Origin of the sequence: Hydrogenophaga atypica, assembly GCF_042665215.1 — a bacterium.
Lineage (GTDB): Bacteria > Pseudomonadota > Gammaproteobacteria > Burkholderiales > Burkholderiaceae_C > Hydrogenophaga > Hydrogenophaga defluvii_A.
On sequence record NZ_JBHTCA010000002.1, the window covers coordinates 217,044 to 232,694 of the forward strand.

14 protein-coding genes (1 of these 14 cut by a window edge) are annotated in these 15,651 nt (G+C 66.7%); 9 read left to right on the plus strand and 5 right to left on the minus strand.

Annotated elements, in window-relative coordinates:
- Positions 1 to 897, minus strand: the 5' portion of a protein-coding gene (locus ACFQPB_RS03365) for an OmpA family protein (protein WP_382219758.1). 105 nt of this gene lie to the left of the window's left edge; the window shows 897 of its 1,002 coding nt (coding positions 1-897); the start codon lies at positions 895 to 897; its stop codon lies off the left edge, out of view.
- 539 nt (positions 898 to 1,436) lie between these two features.
- On the opposite strand from ACFQPB_RS03365, the gene ACFQPB_RS03370 reads away from it, so the two are divergent.
- The 9 genes from ACFQPB_RS03370 (at position 1,437) to ACFQPB_RS03410 (ending at position 9,721) form a co-directional block, all read left to right on the plus strand.
- Positions 1,437 to 2,039, plus strand: coding sequence for a LysE family translocator (locus ACFQPB_RS03370; RefSeq protein ID WP_382219760.1), 603 nt, complete (start codon positions 1,437 to 1,439; stop codon positions 2,037 to 2,039).
- 394 nt (positions 2,040 to 2,433) lie between these two features.
- Positions 2,434 to 3,345: a DMT family transporter gene (locus ACFQPB_RS03375; protein WP_382220119.1), complete on the plus strand. Its 912-nt coding sequence runs from the start codon at positions 2,434 to 2,436 to the stop codon at positions 3,343 to 3,345.
- Positions 3,342 to 4,520: an aminotransferase-like domain-containing protein gene (locus tag ACFQPB_RS03380; RefSeq protein ID WP_382219762.1), complete on the plus strand. Its 1,179-nt coding sequence runs from the start codon at positions 3,342 to 3,344 to the stop codon at positions 4,518 to 4,520. Before ACFQPB_RS03375 ends, ACFQPB_RS03380 begins: the two co-directional genes overlap by 4 nt.
- Positions 4,517 to 5,824: an MFS transporter gene (locus ACFQPB_RS03385; RefSeq protein WP_382219763.1), complete on the plus strand. Its 1,308-nt coding sequence runs from the start codon at positions 4,517 to 4,519 to the stop codon at positions 5,822 to 5,824. Before ACFQPB_RS03380 ends, ACFQPB_RS03385 begins: the two co-directional genes overlap by 4 nt.
- A complete protein-coding gene (locus ACFQPB_RS03390) occupies positions 5,821 to 6,450 on the plus strand; it encodes a glutathione S-transferase family protein (RefSeq protein WP_382219765.1) in 630 nt (209 codons plus the stop codon). The genes ACFQPB_RS03385 and ACFQPB_RS03390 overlap by 4 nt, the downstream gene beginning before the upstream one ends.
- Positions 6,447 to 7,313 carry a PhzF family phenazine biosynthesis protein gene (locus ACFQPB_RS03395; RefSeq protein WP_382219767.1) on the plus strand — a complete coding sequence of 289 codons (867 nt, stop codon included), beginning with the start codon at positions 6,447 to 6,449 and terminating at the stop codon, positions 7,311 to 7,313. Before ACFQPB_RS03390 ends, ACFQPB_RS03395 begins: the two co-directional genes overlap by 4 nt.
- Positions 7,310 to 8,005, plus strand: coding sequence for a VOC family protein (locus ACFQPB_RS03400; RefSeq protein ID WP_382219769.1), 696 nt, complete (start codon positions 7,310 to 7,312; stop codon positions 8,003 to 8,005). The genes ACFQPB_RS03395 and ACFQPB_RS03400 overlap by 4 nt, the downstream gene beginning before the upstream one ends.
- Positions 8,006 to 8,009: 4 nt before the next feature.
- On the plus strand, positions 8,010 to 8,987 hold the full coding sequence (locus tag ACFQPB_RS03405) for a threonine dehydratase (RefSeq protein WP_382219771.1): 978 nt from the start codon (positions 8,010 to 8,012) through the stop codon (positions 8,985 to 8,987).
- 62 nt (positions 8,988 to 9,049) lie between these two features.
- Positions 9,050 to 9,721 (plus strand): histidine phosphatase family protein, encoded by a 672-nt coding sequence (locus ACFQPB_RS03410; protein ID WP_382219773.1) that lies wholly within the window; start codon positions 9,050 to 9,052, stop codon positions 9,719 to 9,721.
- Here ACFQPB_RS03410 and ACFQPB_RS03415 read toward each other — a convergent pair.
- The 4 genes from ACFQPB_RS03415 to ACFQPB_RS03430 form a co-directional block, all read right to left on the minus strand.
- Positions 9,712 to 10,545 (minus strand): creatininase family protein, encoded by an 834-nt coding sequence (locus ACFQPB_RS03415; RefSeq protein ID WP_382219775.1) that lies wholly within the window; start codon positions 10,543 to 10,545, stop codon positions 9,712 to 9,714. The two genes, ACFQPB_RS03410 and ACFQPB_RS03415, sit on opposite strands and share 10 nt — an antisense overlap.
- 65 nt (positions 10,546 to 10,610) lie before the next feature.
- Positions 10,611 to 11,819, minus strand: a complete 1,209-nt coding sequence (locus tag ACFQPB_RS03420) for an HlyD family type I secretion periplasmic adaptor subunit (RefSeq protein WP_382219777.1) — start codon at positions 11,817 to 11,819, stop codon at positions 10,611 to 10,613.
- Positions 11,816 to 14,170 carry a type I secretion system permease/ATPase gene (locus ACFQPB_RS03425; protein WP_382219779.1) on the minus strand — a complete coding sequence of 785 codons (2,355 nt, stop codon included), beginning with the start codon at positions 14,168 to 14,170 and terminating at the stop codon, positions 11,816 to 11,818. The genes ACFQPB_RS03420 and ACFQPB_RS03425 overlap by 4 nt, the downstream gene beginning before the upstream one ends.
- Positions 14,167 to 15,624 carry a TolC family protein gene (locus tag ACFQPB_RS03430; RefSeq protein WP_382219780.1) on the minus strand — a complete coding sequence of 486 codons (1,458 nt, stop codon included), beginning with the start codon at positions 15,622 to 15,624 and terminating at the stop codon, positions 14,167 to 14,169. Before ACFQPB_RS03430 ends, ACFQPB_RS03425 begins: the two co-directional genes overlap by 4 nt.
- Between the last annotated feature and the right edge of the window lie 27 nt (positions 15,625 to 15,651).

Sequence of the window (15,651 nt, forward strand, 5' to 3'; positions counted from 1 at the left end):
TGCCGGGGTGGCCTTTTCGCCCACGCATCCGGTGGCAATGGGCTCCTGCTCTCCCTTGCCAACAGCCTCCATGGGCATGGTCAGGCCTGCGCGACGAAGGAAGTCGCCCACCGTGGCGGCGCGCTGCTGTGACAAGCGGTTGTTGTAGGCGTCTGTGCCCAGACGATCGGTGTGGCCCGTCAGGCGCAGCCGTTCGACTGCCACGTCGTGGCGCTGAATGTCATCGACCAGTTTGACCAACGCAGCACGGCCCTGGGGCAACATGTCGTCGGCGCCAGAGCGGTCGAAACGGAACAGGGCGTCGGCGCCCAGCTCAACGCGCTTGAGCAGCACCGGCACAGTGGGCACTGGCACAGCGGGAACCACCTCAGGCACCACCACCGGAGCCACCGCAGACACCACTTTTGGGGTGCAATCGGGCACGTGACGGTTGATGATGTGAGACGCGGCTTGCAGTTTGCCCAGACGCTCGCGCGCCAGAGCCGCATCCAGCGGCTTGAGCTCGAACTGCCCTTGGGCGCCCTCCGTCACTTGCAGATAGACGGCTTGTCCGGCCTGCACCGTCACAGGTTGGTACTGGGGTACACCCACCACGTCGGCACGGTCGGCGGCGCCCGCCATGAAGGCACCAGCACACACGCGGGCCTGTGCGTATCGGCCGGCCAGCAACGATCCCACCACACGGTCGTTGGCCAGAACCAAGGGCACGCGGCCCTCGGTGCCTGACTCGCGGAAGAAAACCAGGATGGCCTCGTTGGCCTGGGTTGGCTGGAGCTCGGCAAAGGACCCTGCGGGGCCGTGCAGTTTCCCACCAGCACATCCGCCCAGGACCACCGCTGCGGTAGCCGCCAACACCCAACGCCCACCACGGGCGACCCATCGATTGATTTGTTTCATAAAACTCCCTGACTTGTAATTTTTTTAACCCCGGACTTTGCACTTACCCCACACCAAGCAGCGACGCCTGACCGCGAGACTTGGGCGAAATCCCCACACTCAACCACCCGTTTGGCCAAAAATGCCAAAACAACACAGGCTTAAAATTGACGTTCGAGATCGTACTTGAGACACGCTCACGCCCGGCTGGCGAAAACCCAAACAATTGTGAAACCAGGTCGTTACAGGATTGACAAAACTGATCTCGAAGCAGTGCCGAGATCGTCCAGGCGCTTTCGCCAAAACCATACAAAAGCAGGTGAGCGCGGACCCGCCGGATACACCCGAGAACGTCGGGAGCGAGGGCGCACAAACCCTCGCGTGATATGCGTGACAGCATACGATCCCCCCTGTCAATTTTTAATTTTTGTTAAGAATAGGGTTTGCCCACCTATTTGTCAACAAAGTTGAAGCGAAAAAGGGCCTCGGCATCTGAGTCAACCCATGCTCCAACGCGCCACCGCCGACGGGCCCACCATCGGTCGCTTACAGTCCTGCGCATGACGTGGCAAGAATTCACCGCACTGCTGGCCCTGGCCACCGCCATGAGCTTCACGCCCGGCCCCAACACCACCTTGTCCACCGCGCTGGCGGCCAACCGTGGGCTGCGCGGCGCCCTGCCGTTTGTCTTGGCGGTTCCGGTGGGCTGGGGGGCGTTGTTGATCTTGAGCGCGGCGGGCCTGGGCACCGTGCTGTTGGCATGGCCCACCTTGCGTTTGGCCTTGCAATGGGCCGGCCTGGCCTACCTGTTGTGGTTGGCCTTCAAACTGAGCCAAAACAGCAAACTGGGCTCGGCGCAGAGTGGGGCGCTGACCGTGGGGTTCTGGCAGGGCGCGGCATTGCAGTTTGTCAACGTCAAGGCTTGGATGCTGGCACTGACCATCGTGGCCGGGTGGATCGCGGGGCGCGACGACGCGTTGGCCCGCATGGCCGTGGTGCTACCCGTCATGCTGGCCTACGCGTTCGTGAGCAATTTCTTGTATGCCAGCGCCGGGGCGCTGTTGCGCGGCTGGCTCGCATCAGGCCGCCGGCTGCTGTGGTTCAACCGGGCCATGGCCTTGGTGTTGGTGAGCACAGTGGTGTGGATGGCAGCCAGCCACTGATCGCAGCCGCGCCCGCGGTGAAAAAAATTGATCGGGCACTGGTTGACGGCCCGGGTCAGTGGGTCGGCCAATCCAGCGACGCAATGCCGCCCGTTGATATCCAGTGCATCATCGCGCGTTGCCCGCTCTCCACTCGAAATGGCCGGCCCTTCTCTGTATTGCCCGAAAAACCAGCACAGCAATCTGGCGTGAACCCTTATTTGTACTGATACTGTAATGGGCAAGACGGTACATTGTTGCCCATGACTCGCCCCACATGCGCTGCCCCGCTGACACCCTCCGCCCGGCTTTTCGGCCTGTGGCGTCACGCCACCAAGGTGCGCGCATGACACCCACCAATCACGACACCACCGGCACCGGCACCGGCACCGGCACCCGCGCGCAGCGCCGCGGCATGTGGCTGGGTTTTGTGGGCGTGGCCATTTTTGCGCTCACCCTGCCGTTCACCCGCCTGGCGGTGGGCACCACCGACGCCCCGCTGATGTCGGGCCTGTTTGTGGCCATGGGGCGGGCGGTGGCGGCGGCGGCGCTGTCTGCCGCCTGGCTGTTGTGGGCGCGCGCGCCGTGGCCCCAGCGGCAGCACTGGCCGGCCCTGGCCATGACGGCGTTTGGCGTGGTGCTGGGCTTTCCGCTGCTCACCTCCATCGCCATGCGCCAGGTGCAGGCGGTGCACGCCAGCGTGATCGTCGGGGTGTTGCCCCTGGCCACGGCAACCGTGGGCGCGCTGCTGCACCGCCAGCGCCCTTCTGTTGGATTCTGGGCTTGCGCCGTGGCCGGCAGCGCGCTGGTGGTGGCCTTTGCCCTGCTGCACTCCGGCCAGGCAGGCCTGCACCTGCACCCGGCGGACCTGCTGCTCTTGGGCGCCATGGCCTGTGCGGCGGTGGGCTACGGCTACGGCGCCCGGCTGTCGCAACACATGCCGGCCGAGCAAGTGATCTGCTGGGCCTTGCTGCTGGCCCTGCCCGTGACGCTGCCGCTGGCCTTGTGGTCCTGGCCTGCACAACCCCTGCCGTCCAGTGCCTGGGGTGGCTTCGCCTACGTGGCGGTGTTTTCCATGTGGCTGGGATTTTTTGCCTGGTACCGTGGCCTGGCCTTGGGCGGCACGGTGCGCGTGAGCCAGGTGCAACTGGCCCAACCTTTTTTGTCCATGTTGTTCGCCGTGCCACTGCTGGGAGAATCGCTGGACTTCACCACGGTCGCCTTTGGGCTGGCCGTCGTGGCCACCGTGTTCATCGGCAAACGCATGCCAGTCAACACACCACACCCCATTTCCACCCCTGAACACACAAAGAGGAGCCTCACATGAGCTGGACCCTGGCGCAACGCGCCCACAAGATGAACCCTTCCGTGATCCGCGAGATCCTCAAGGTGACCGAGAAGCCGGGCATCATCAGTTTTGCGGGGGGTCTGCCCTCGCCCAGCACTTTCCCCATCGAAGCCATGGCCGAAGCCACTGCGCGCGTGTTTGCGCAAGACGGCCGCGCCGCGCTGCAGTACTCGTCCAGCGAAGGCTACGGCCCGCTGCGCGACTGGGTGGCGAACGATTTGAAAAAGCTGGGCATGGCCATCCACCCCGATCAGGTGCTGATCACCACCGGCTCGCAGCAGGGCTTGGACCTCATTGCCAAGGTGTTGATCGACACTGGCAGCCGCGTGCTGGTGGAAACGCCCACCTACCTGGGCGCGTTGCAGGCTTTCACGCCCATGGAGCCTGAATTTGTGAGCGTGAACAGCGACGCCGAAGGTGTGGACGTGGCCGACTTCGCCGCCAAAGCCAAAGACGCACGTTTCATGTACGTGCTGCCCAACTTCCAGAACCCCACCGGCCGCACCATGAGCGCCGAGCGGCGCATGGCGCTGGCCAAGGCAGCGGCCGCAGCGGGCGTGCCGCTGGTGGAAGACAACCCGTATGGCGACCTCTGGTTCGACACCCCGCCACCACCCGCCCTGTCGTCGTCCGAACCCGACAACAGCGTGTACCTGGGTTCCTTCTCCAAGATATTGGCCCCCGGCCTGCGCCTGGGCTTCATCGTGGCGCCCAAGGCCGTGATGCCCAAACTGCTGCAAGCCAAACAGGCGGCCGACCTGCACACGCCCAGCTTCAACCAACGCATCGTGGCCGAGGTGTTGAAAGATGGCTTCATCGACCGCCATGTGCCCACCATCCGCGCGCTCTACAAGCGCCAGTGCCAAGCCATGCTGACCGCGTTGAGCGAGCACTGCACCGGCCTGCTGGAATGGAACGCACCCGATGGCGGCATGTTCCTGTGGGGCCGCCTGCCCGCCGGGGTGGACGCGGTGCAACTGCTGCCCCTGGCGGTGGAACACAACGTGGCCTTTGTGCCCGGCGCCGCTTTCTACGCCGACCATGCCGATGCCCGCAGCATCCGCCTGTCCTTCGTCACCGCGAGCGAAGAACAGATTCACACCGGCATTGCCGCGCTGGCCACCGCCATCCGCCAAATGCAACAACGGCCATGAGTCCGCCGGCTGCCACACGCCCCGACGCCCGTCCCACACGCCCATTGGCGCTGGCGGAAGTGCTGCTGGGTGTGTTGCTGCCGTTCTCGCTCGCACATTTCGTCTCCTACCTTTACCGCAACGTCAACACCGTGGTCTACCCCGACCTGGTGCGTGACATCGGTCTGGACGCCAGCGGCCTGGGCCTGCTGACCGGCGCCTACATGGGCGCATTTGCGCTGGCACAGCTGCCCGTGGGGATGGCGCTGGACCGCTACGGCCCGCGCCGGGTGCAATTGCCCATGTTGTGTGTGGCGGCGCTGGGCGGGCTGCTGTTCGCCCGCGCTCAGAGCTTCGAGGGCTTGCTGGTGGCGCGGGCGCTGATCGGCCTGGGCGTGTCGGCCTCGCTGATGGCCGCCATCAAAGCCAGCTCGTTGTGGTTGCCGGCGCACCGGCTGCCGCTGTCCACCGCCGTGTTGCTGGCGGTGGGCGGGTTGGGTGCCATGGCGTCCACCGCCCCCATGCAATGGGCCATCGACACCGTGGGCTGGCGCGCGGGCTTTGTGGGCATCGCGGCCGGCGCGCTGGCGGTGGCGGTGCTGATCGCGGTGCGCGTGCCCGAACACACAGCCAGCCCATCGGACACGCGGCTGAGCGACATGGTGCGCTCGGTGGGCCACATTTACTGCAACGGCGCGTTCTGGCGTGCCGCCGCGTGCACCTTGATGGCCAATGGCGCCTACATGGCCATCCAGGGTCTGTGGCTGGGCCCCTGGCTGCGCGACGTGGGTCATCTCTCGCGCGGCGACGCCGCACAGGTGTTGTTTTGGGGCGCGGCGGGCATGGTCGCCGGATCGCTCGCCTGGGGCGGCCTGACCGACCGCTTGCAGCGCCACCGGGTGCGCCCGGTCACCGTTTGTGGCTTGGGCATGCTGGCCTTCATGGTCTGCCAGGGCCTCATGCTGCTGCCGCAATCACCGGGCTCGGCCACGGTGCTGGCGGTGGCCTTGAGCGTGACGGGCACCGCCTGCGCCATGAACTACGCCATCGTCGCGCAAACCCTGCCACCCCAACTGACCGGCCGTGCCAGCACCAGCTTCAACCTGCTGATCTTTCTGGCGGCCTTTGGCCTGCAGTGGGGCCTGGGCGGCGTGATTGGGCAATGGACGCCCGCCAGCGACGGCAGCTACCCTCAAGCCGCCTACCGCGCGGCCTGGTGCCTGGCCTTGGTGCTGCAACTGCCGGGTGCGCTGCTGTGGCTGGGCCAGCGCCCCTGGCAGCGCGCGGCGCGGCACACCCCCGCCCATCACGAGACCCTCGCATGAACAACGCCCCCCTTCGCCTGTGGGGACGTTTGTCTTCCATCAACGTGCGCAAAGCCGTCTGGGCCTTGCAGGAAGCAGCCCTACCGTTTGAGCGCCTGGACGCCGGTTTGGCCCACGGCGTGGTGAACACGCCCGCCTACCAGGCCCTCAACCCCAACGCGCTGGTGCCCACGCTGCAAGACGGCGACTTCACGCTGTGGGAGTCCAACGCCATCGTGCGCTACGTGCTGGCACGTTATGCGCCCGGCCCGTTGTACCCCAGCGACCTGCGCGAGCGCTTCGATGCCGAGCGTTGGATGGACTGGCAACAGACCACACTGAACCGCGCCGGTGGGGCCGCATTTGTGCAGTGGATACGCACCCCGGCAGAGCGCCGCGACATGGCGGCCATCGCCGCCTCGGTGGCCGCCACCGAGCCCCTGCTGGCCCAGCTCGACACCCACCTCGCACAACACGCCCACATGGCCGGCGAGTCCTTCACGATGGCCGACATCCCGATCGCCTGCGAAATCCACCGCTGGTGGGGCCTGCCACAACCCCGCCCACCCTATCCCCACATCGAGGCCTGGTACGCGCGCATGCGCGAGCGCCCGGCCGCCACCGTCTTGCATCTGGAGTTGTCATGACAACACGCCCGTTCCAACAAGTTGACGTCTTCACCGCCACCCCCTACCTGGGCAACCCGCTGGCCGTGGTGCTGGACGGCAGCGGCTTGAGCACCGAGGCCATGCAGGCCTTCACCCACTGGACCAACCTGTCGGAATGCACCTTTGTGCTGCCGCCCGCACAGCCGGGCGCCGACTACAAGGTGCGCATCTTCTGCCCCGGCCGCGAGCTGCCCTTTGCCGGCCACCCCACCCTGGGCACCTGCCACGCCTGGCTGTTGGCGGGCGGACTGCCCCAGGGCAAACACATCGTGCAGGAATGTGGCGTGGGCCTGGTGAAGATCCGCCGCGACGGGCAACGCCTGGCCTTTGCCGCGCCGCCCTTGCTCAAGAGCGGCCCGCTGCCTGAAGCCGACGTGGCGCTGATCGCACGTGGCCTGGGCTTGGCACGCGAGGCCATCGTGGCGCACGCCTGGTGCGACAACGGCCCCAACTGGCGCGGTGTGATGTTGCGTTCGGCTGAGCAGGTGCTTTCCCTCAAGCCCGATGGTGCCGTGCTGGCCGGTCTGGACGTGGGGGTGGTGGGGCCACGTGGCAAGGTGGGTGTGACCGCGCCCCAAGCCCCGGGCGGTGACACCGACTTCGAAGTGCGCGCGTTTTTCCCCGGCAACAACGGCATGGCCGAAGACCCGGTCACCGGCAGCCTGAACGCCGCACTCGCGCAGTGGCTCATGGGCGCAGGACTGGCCCCGGCACGCTACGTGGCCGCGCAGGGCACGGCGCTGGGCCGTGCGGGGCGGGTACACATCGAGCGCGACGACGAGGGCAGCATCTGGGTGGGCGGCGAGAGCGTGAGCTGCATCAGCGGACAGGTGACGCTGTGAGCCCACCCGCCGCCGCACTCGACCACCTGGTGGTGGCCGCCGCCACACTGGCCGACGGGGTGGCCTGGTGCGAACAGACGCTGGGCGTCACCCCTGGGCCGGGTGGCGCGCACCCGCTGTTCGGCACCCACAACCGGCTGCTGCGGCTGGACGGCCCGGAACAAGACCCGCCCGCTTATCTGGAGATCATCGCCATCGACCCGGCCGCCACGCCCACCCGCGCGGCGCCGCTCAAACGCTGGTTCGACCTGGATGACACGGCCCTGCAACACAACCTGTTGACCAACGGCCCGCAGCTCATCCACTGGGTGGCGCGCGTGCCCTACCTGAGCGCCGCACTGGCGTCTTGGTCCGAACTGGGACTGGACCGTGGCCCCGCCATCGCCGCGTCGCGCCCCACACCCACCGGCTTGTTGCAATGGCGCCTGAGCGTGCGCGACGACGGCCAACGCCTGCTCGATGGTTGCCTGCCCACGCTCATCGAATGGGGTGAGCAGCACCCTGCACGCACCATGCCCCCCAGCGGCCTGCGGCTGAACGCGCTGTGTCTGCGCCACCCGCAAGCGGAACTGCTCCAGCGTGCGTTGACCACCATCGGCCTGAACACCGCCAGGGTGGAGGCCGGTGCCGCCAGTCTGCGTGCCGACATACACACCCCCCGTGGCGAAGCCACCTTGCATTCACACCCCTGACCCCATGTTGCCCACCCTGCCAGACATCGAAGCTGCCGCCGAGGTGGTGTACCGCGCCTTCGCGCCCACGCCCCAGTACCGCTGGGCCACGCTGAGCCAGCGCCTGGGCACGGACTGCTGGATCAAACACGAAAACCACACCCCCGTGGGTGCCTTCAAGATCCGCGGCGGCCTCACCTACTTCGACGTGCTGAAACGCCAGGGCCAGATGCCCCGCGCCGTCATCAGCGCCACGCGGGGCAACCACGGCCAGAGCGTGGCCTGGGCCGCACGCGCCCACGGCGTGCCCTGCACCATCGTTGTGCCCCACGGCAACTCCACTGAAAAGAACGCCGCCATGCGCAGCCTGGGTGCCACGCTGATCGAACACGGCGACGACTTCCAGGCCAGCCGCGAACACGCCATCGCACTCGCGGCAGAAACCGGCGCGCTCATGGTGCCCAGCTTCCATGCCCACCTGCTCAGCGGCGTGGCCACCTACTGGTGGGAGCTGCTGCGCGCCGTGCCCACGCTGGACGTCGTTTATGTGCCCATTGGCCTGGGCTCGGGCGTGTGCTCGGCCATCGCCGCCAAGCTGGCGCTGGGCCACCGGGCGCGGGTGGTGGGGGTGGTCAGCAGCGGCGCCACCACCTACGCCGATTCGCTCTCGGCCGGCCACGTGGTGCCCGCCGCCGTGAGCACCCAACTGGCCGACGGCATGGCGGTGCGCGTGGCCGATGCCAACGCGCTGGCCATCCTGCAACAGCACCTGGACCACGTGGTGGTGGTCAGCGACGCCGAGGTGGCGCAAGCCATGCGCACCCTGTTTGTGGACACCCACAACGTGGCCGAAGGTGCGGGCGCGGCAGCGTTTGCTGCTGCGTGGCAGGAGCGTGAGCGATTGCGTGGCCAGCAGGTGGGCGTGACGCTGTGTGGTGGCAACGTGGATGCCGACGTGTTCGCCCGAGTGCTGACCAGCACGGCCACCCAAACGGCCACCTGAACAGCCACCTGAGCGACAGCGCCCACTGGAGGCCGCGCCGGGCTTTGGCCACAATCGGCGCCATGGGACAGCTCTACCTTGTGCGCCACGGCCAGGCCTCGTTTGGTGCCGACGACTACGATCAGCTCAGCGAACTTGGCCAACGCCAGAGCCGGCGCCTGGGCGAGTACTTCCGCGCCAAGGGCCTGGTGTTCGACGCCGTGCTCATGGGCAGCCTCAAACGCCACGCACAAACCTGGCAAGGCATCAGCGACGGCCTGGGGGGCACACCCACCCCGATGGTCTGGCCCGGCCTCAACGAATACGACAGCGAAGCGGTGATCCACACCGTGCACCCCACACCGCTGGCCAAGCCCGACACGCCCGAAAAATACCGCCAGCACTTTCGTTTGCTGCGCGACGGCCTGACGCAATGGATGGCGGGCACCGTCACGCCCCGAGGCATGCCCAGCTACGTGGACTTTGTGGCCGGCATCACCAGCGCCCTGGACCATGTGAAACGCGAGCATGTGGGCCACAAGGTGCTGCTGGTTTCCAGCGGCGGGCCCATCAGCACGGCGGTGGGCCACATCCTCGGGACCCCTGCAGAAACCACCATCGAACTCAACATGCGCATACGCAACAGCGCCGTGACCGAGTTCGCTTTCAACCCGAAACGCCACACGCTGCTGACCTACAACACGCTGCCGCACCTGGACAGCTCAGAACATGCGAGTTGGGTGACCTACGCCTGATCAGGTCCATCGCGCAAGGTGGACAGCGGCAAGCGCGACACCTCTTGCAGCATCAGCGCAAGTTGCTGAGCCGCCGCCTCGACCAGCGCCTGGCCTTTGTCGGCGGTGGCGGCGCGTGCGTTGCCGGCCGCCCCTTGCGGGTGGTAGTCCTGCATCTGCCAGCCCAGCTTGGCGCTGCGACCGTTGCCGAGGATGGGGTAATCGGGCGCGCGGGTCTGTGAGGCCGATACGAAGTGCTGGGCTTGCGCCATGTCCACCGTCTGCGGCGCCAGCGCCAGCATCATCGAGGTTTCCATGTCGCCCGCATGCACGCCAAAGCGGTGTTCTTCCTGCGGAAACAAACCGTTCACCGCCTCGCCCAATGGCAGGTTGTACCAGCTGCTGCTGTAGACGATGAGGTTGTGCTCGGCGCGCAGTTCGCGGGCCACGATGTCCATGGCGCCCACGTGCCCGCCGTGTGCATTGAACAGCACCAGCTTGCGGATGCCCGTGCGTGCCACACCAGCGCCGATCTCGCGCCACAAGGCCATCAGCGTCTGCGACGACAAGGTGAGCGTGCCGGGAAACCGCGCATGCTCCGGGCTCAAGCCCACGGCTTGGGTGGGCAGCACCAGCACCGGCAGTTCGGGCGGCAACAAGGGCAGCGCGGCTCGCACCACACCGTCCACCAACACTGTGTCCACGCCCGTGGGCAGGTGCGGGCCGTGTTGTTCGGTGGCACCGAGTGGCAACACGGCCACCACCTCACCCACATCGGGCGCGGCGGCCAGGCGAGCGAAGTCGCGGGTGCCGAGTTCAGACCAATAGCGTGAGGGCAGGTGCATGGTGACAAACAAAAAAGGCCGAAGCGCCATGCGCTCCGGCCTCCAGTGTATGCCCGTGACCAGGTTCAGCGTTCGCGCAGCGCCTCTTTGGCGCGGTTCAACGGCTTGACCAGGTACTCCCACACAGTCTTGCTGCCGGTGTGAATGTCGGCCGTCGCAACCATGCCCGGCGCAATCGGAAACCGCCGGCCTTCGGCGTTCTTGAGGTGGTCCTGCGTGGTGCGAACGTACACGCGGTAATAGAACTGATCGCGCTTGACCTCGTCCTGGATGGTGTCGGGCGAGATGTTGACCACCCGGCCCTCCAAGCCGCCGTAGATGGCGTAGTCGTAGGCCGTGACCTTGACCACCGCCCGCTGGCCGGGGTAGATGAAGGCCACATCACGTGGTGAGATGCGCGCCTCCACCAGCAACTGGTCGTCCACCGGCACAATTTCCATCAGCTTGCCGTTGGGCGGAATCACACCGCCCACGGTGGTGACCTCGACGTTTTTGACGATGCCTTTGACGGGCGACAGTATCACGGTACGGCTCAGGGCATCGGTCCGCCCACGGGTGACGGACGTTTGTGTCTCCACCTCCGCGTTGGCCCGCGCCAGTTCCTCACGGGCCTTGACCAGGTATTGGCTTTTGGTGTCGTTGATTTTGGCGCGCAGGTCGCTGAACTGACGGCGCAAACGCAGCACCTCCACGCCGCTGGCCGCGCCCTGGGCCACCAGCGACTCGGTGAGCTTGAGTTCGCGCTGGATCAGCTCCAGCGTTTCCTCCAAGCCCTTGACCGACTCGCGCAAGCTGCTCTGGCGGGATTGGTAAAGGGCCGTCTCCGCCCGCACCAGCGCGGTGTCCTTGGCCACCGACAGCGGAAACACCAGCGGTGTGCCGCCCACCTCGGCCTGCAAACGCGCCGCCGTGGCCAGAGCAGCCTGCAATTTTGCTGCGCTTTCGCCCACGTTGCTTTCAATGCGGGTTTTGTCCAGCCGCGCCAACACCTGACCGGTGCGCACCTCGTCGCCCTCACGCACCCGGATTTCGTCCAGAATGCCACCCTCCAACGACTGCACCACCTGCTCTCGGCTGGAGGGGACCACCTTGCCGCTGCCCACGGTGACCTCGTCGAGCCGACCGAAGTAGGCCCAGGTGCCCAGCGCAAGCACCATCAACAAGGTCAACCAGACCACCACGGAGGTGCGTGGAAACACGCTTTCGCCGGGCGACAACAGATGGGCCAGGCGACGGCGGCGGCCTTGCTTGGGCAATTTCAGCTTGGGGTTCATACCTCACCCCCTTTCTGGTTGGCCGCCGCAGGCGGCGCGAGGCCAGCGCTCAGCCGGCCCATGACCGGCTTGACGGCCACCTTCCCGACCGGCCGCGCCACCACCTGGCCGGAGGCCTGACCCATCGCCGGGGATGGCGCCACCGGCGCCGTCGATGGCGGTGGCGCATCGCTGCGGGCACCCATGATCTGATCGCGCGGGCCGTCGGCCAGCACACGCCCGCCGTCCAGCACGATGATGCGGTCCACCCATTGCAGCACCGCCGGTCGGTGGGTCGCCACCACCAGGGTGCGGTGTCGCAGCCAGGGGGAAAGCTGTTGGATCAGCTGCCGCTCGGCGGTGTCGTCCAGCCAGGCCGTGGGTTCGTCCATCAGCAGCACCCGGGGTTCTCGGATCAGGGTGCGTGCGAGCAACAGCGTTTGTCGCTGCCCCCCTGAAAGGCCTTTGCCACCTTCCATGATGGGGTGGTCCAGGCCACGCTGCAGGCTTTGCACCAGCGCGGTCGCACCACTGAGCTTCAAGGCCCGGATCAACTCTTCTTCGCTGGCGTGTGGCATGCCCAGCGTGATGTTGTCGCGCACCGTGCCAAAAAACAGGCTGGCGTTCTGGTTCAACAAGGCCACATCGCGGCGCACGTCGGAGGGGTCGAGCAAGGTCATCTTGAAGTCGTCCAACAAGACGTGCCCCTGCTGCGGCGTCTGCATGCCCGCCAGCAGCTGCAGCAAGGTGGACTTGCCAGCGCCGTTGCGGCCCAGGATGGCCACCTTCTCGCCCTGCCGAATCTGCAACTTGTCGATGTTGAGCACCGGGTCGGGGTCGTCCTTGCTGTAGCGGAACACGGCGCTGCTAAGTTCGTAATTGCCGTGCAGCATCGAGCGGCTGACCTGCTGGCTTCGCGGGGGCTGGTCCACCGGCCGCTGCATCAGCGTGTTCAGCCCGTCCAGAGCCACCTTGGCCTGCTGCCAGCGGGTCATCACCAGCGCCAGTTGCGACAGGGGCGCGATCATGCGCGAGGACATGATGGAGCAGGCAATCAGCACACCCGTGGTGAGATCGCCGGCAATCACCTGATAGGCCCCCACCAGCACCACACCGGCGTACACCAGCGTCTGCACCTCCTGGGTCCAGCTCACGAGCAGGCCGGTGAGAAAACGCTGGCGGGTGCCAATGGTGGCGGCCACATCGTTGGCGTGGTTCCATTGGCCCTGGAAACGCGGCTCGGCCCGCAGCAGCTTGATGTCGTCCAAGCCTTGCACCGCCTCCACCAACATGGCACTGCGCAACGAGGTTTCGCGCATGCCTTCGATGGCCATGCGCGCCAGGGGGCGCTGCGCCAGCAGCCCCGGGATCACCAGCAGCGGCACCGCAGCCAAGGGCACCCACACCAGCGAACCGCCCATGGCCCACATCACAAATGCGAACAGCAGGAAAAACGGCATGTCCATCGCGGCGGTGACCGTGGTGGAGGTGATCAGCTCACGCACCTGTTCGAGTTCGCGGATCTGCGAAATGAAGCTGCCGGTGGACTGGGGTCGGGCGTCGTTGCGCAGGCGCAGCGCATGGCCGAATACGCGGTCGGAAATACGCAGGTCCGCGCGTTTGCCCAGCAAATCGGTAATGTGGGTGCGCGCCACCCGCATCATGAACGCCACGGTGAGGGCGATGAACAAGCCCCCGAACAACACCCACAGCGTGTGCTCGGACTGCGCGGGGATGACGCGGTCGTAAACCTGCATGCTGAACAGCATGGAGCCCAGCGCCAGCAGGTTGGCCACCAGCGACGCCACCATCACGTCGATGTAACGTGGCCAGTCGCGCAAGGCCATGCGCCAGAACCAGTTGGCCTGGTAGGGTTTGATGTAGTCGTCCACCCGCGCATCGGCCACCGAAGCCAGCGGCTTGACGAACAACACACGTTTGATCCGGGGTGTGAGCTCGTCGATGCTCAAGGTGGTGACCAGCCCCTGGTCGCCACTGAGGCGCGCGCTGACCTGCCCGCCTTCACCCAGACGCTCGATCACCGCCACCTGCCCGCCTTCCAGGTCCACCACCAGCGGCAGTCGCCACGGGTCGAGCAGGTTGGGTGTGAACCGTGCAAAGGCCACGGCCAAGCCCAGCTGCCGCCCCATGTGGTCCACCAGCCCGTCCAGCGGCACGTCTTTGGCCAGCCACTCCATCTCCACCCGAACACGCTCGGGCGAGCTCTCCACGCTGTAGTGGCGGGCCACCGCCAGCAAGGCATCGAGCCAGGCAGACGCTTCCAAGCCCCCCGGGTGGGGCTGAGGCGCCACCTTGCCCGGCTCGGCGGCTTGCTCGTTGGTTGTACCTGTGGTTGTTGTCGTTGTTGTCATGGCAGCACCTCCAAACCGTGAACCTGTGTCCCCTCAAGGCCATAGACCGCTCGGGCCTGGCCACTGGCGTCGATGAAGTTGATTTGGGCCGCCCACGCGTCGTGGCGGTTTTGCACCACATCAAAGGCCGCCTGCGCGATTTCCTGTTCGGCGTTGAGCAGGTCCAGCGCGCTTCGGGTGCCCAGTGCCAGGTACTGTTCGCGGTACAGCGCGCGGGTGTCGGTGATGCTGCGCTGGCGCACGCTCAACGGGCCCTGCAGAGCCACCAAACCTTGCAACTGCTCCTTGAGGTTGGCCATGCGGTCTTCCACCTCGGTGCGCGCCACCAACACACGCGACTGCGCCGCCTGCACGCCCAGGCGCGCAGCTTCCTCTTGTGCCTGCATCGCCCCGCCCTGGTACACATTGCTGTTGAGCTTGAAATACACACCGTGGTCGGTGCTGCGCCCGTTGCTGGCGCCACTGCCCAGGCGGTTCAGCGAGGCCTCCAGCGTCAACGTGGGCATGCGGGCGGCGCGGGCACCGGCCAGACGGGCCTCCAACGCCTGGCGGTCGGCCTCGGCCACCAACACCGAGGGCCACAACAGGCGGTCGGCCTGCGGTTGCATGGCGGCCTCCAGCCGTTCTGTGGGCAGCGGCGCCACGCGTTCGGGCACGTCCATGCCCAGCAAGGTCTTGAGCCGCGAGCGCCACTGCCGCATCTGGGTTTGCAACTGGTGGGCATAAATCTGCGCGGCTTCCACCCGCGCCTGCGCCTGCACCGGATCGACCCGGGTGCTGGCACCCAAACGGGCTCGCAGCTCGGTCACACGCGCCACATCGCGCACCGCGTTCAACTGCGTCTGGGCGATGTTTTCCAGCGCCTGGTAGCGGCTGAACTCCACCACCGCCAGCGCGGTCTGCAGTGCCACGGTGTCGATCTGCTGCAACACGTCGGCTTGCGCGCGGCGCACACCGGCCTCGGCTTCGCTGACCTGGCTGCCCACCTTGCCAAAGTCGTACAACATTTGGGAGGCCGCCAGGGTGAAGCTGGTGCCACGCGACGTGGCCGACTGGCGCCCGGTGTTGATGCCACCGGAAATGACGGGCAGGTAGCCGGCCCGCATCTGCTCGACGACGCTGCCTTGTTGCCTGAGTTGGGCCACGGCGGCGGCCACCACCGGCTGCCAGCCCACCGCCACCTTGACCGCCTGCAGCAGGTCCAGCTCAGACCCCGCCAGGGCCGGACGCGGGTTGGACAGTGCGCTCGCGCCACCGGCCGCCCCCAGCCCTTGGGCCACCGCAGCCGCGCCCACCGGATCGGTGGCACGCACCGATGGCGGGGCCATGAGGCCCATCACACCATGAGAAGGATTCCAGGCGGGTACGGGCTGAGCCGCGACACCTGAGACAAAGGCCCACTGCGCCACCCACGCGAGCGGCACCCACCCCAGACGAGGTTTGGATGACTTCATTTTTTACTCCCTGCACGCCCTGATGAG

What these genes read in the sequence shown, in the direction of transcription:
- ACFQPB_RS03370 (WP_382219760.1), top strand. Translation starts at nt 1,437, where the DNA reads ATGACGTGGCAAGAATTCACCGCACTGCTGGCCCTGGCCACCGCCATG.
- ACFQPB_RS03375 (WP_382220119.1), top strand. Translation starts at nt 2,434, where the DNA reads ATGTGGCTGGGTTTTGTGGGCGTGGCCATTTTTGCGCTCACCCTGCCG.
- ACFQPB_RS03380 (WP_382219762.1), top strand. Translation starts at nt 3,342, where the DNA reads ATGAGCTGGACCCTGGCGCAACGCGCCCACAAGATGAACCCTTCCGTG.
- ACFQPB_RS03385 (WP_382219763.1), top strand. Translation starts at nt 4,517, where the DNA reads ATGAGTCCGCCGGCTGCCACACGCCCCGACGCCCGTCCCACACGCCCA.
- ACFQPB_RS03390 (WP_382219765.1), top strand. Translation starts at nt 5,821, where the DNA reads ATGAACAACGCCCCCCTTCGCCTGTGGGGACGTTTGTCTTCCATCAAC.
- ACFQPB_RS03395 (WP_382219767.1), top strand. Translation starts at nt 6,447, where the DNA reads ATGACAACACGCCCGTTCCAACAAGTTGACGTCTTCACCGCCACCCCC.
- ACFQPB_RS03405 (WP_382219771.1), top strand. Translation starts at nt 8,010, where the DNA reads ATGTTGCCCACCCTGCCAGACATCGAAGCTGCCGCCGAGGTGGTGTAC.
- ACFQPB_RS03410 (WP_382219773.1), top strand. Translation starts at nt 9,050, where the DNA reads ATGGGACAGCTCTACCTTGTGCGCCACGGCCAGGCCTCGTTTGGTGCC.
- ACFQPB_RS03415 (WP_382219775.1), bottom strand. Translation starts at nt 10,545, where the DNA reads ATGCACCTGCCCTCACGCTATTGGTCTGAACTCGGCACCCGCGACTTC.
- ACFQPB_RS03420 (WP_382219777.1), bottom strand. Translation starts at nt 11,819, where the DNA reads ATGAACCCCAAGCTGAAATTGCCCAAGCAAGGCCGCCGCCGTCGCCTG.
- ACFQPB_RS03425 (WP_382219779.1), bottom strand. Translation starts at nt 14,170, where the DNA reads ATGACAACAACGACAACAACCACAGGTACAACCAACGAGCAAGCCGCC.
- ACFQPB_RS03430 (WP_382219780.1), bottom strand. Translation starts at nt 15,624, where the DNA reads ATGAAGTCATCCAAACCTCGTCTGGGGTGGGTGCCGCTCGCGTGGGTG.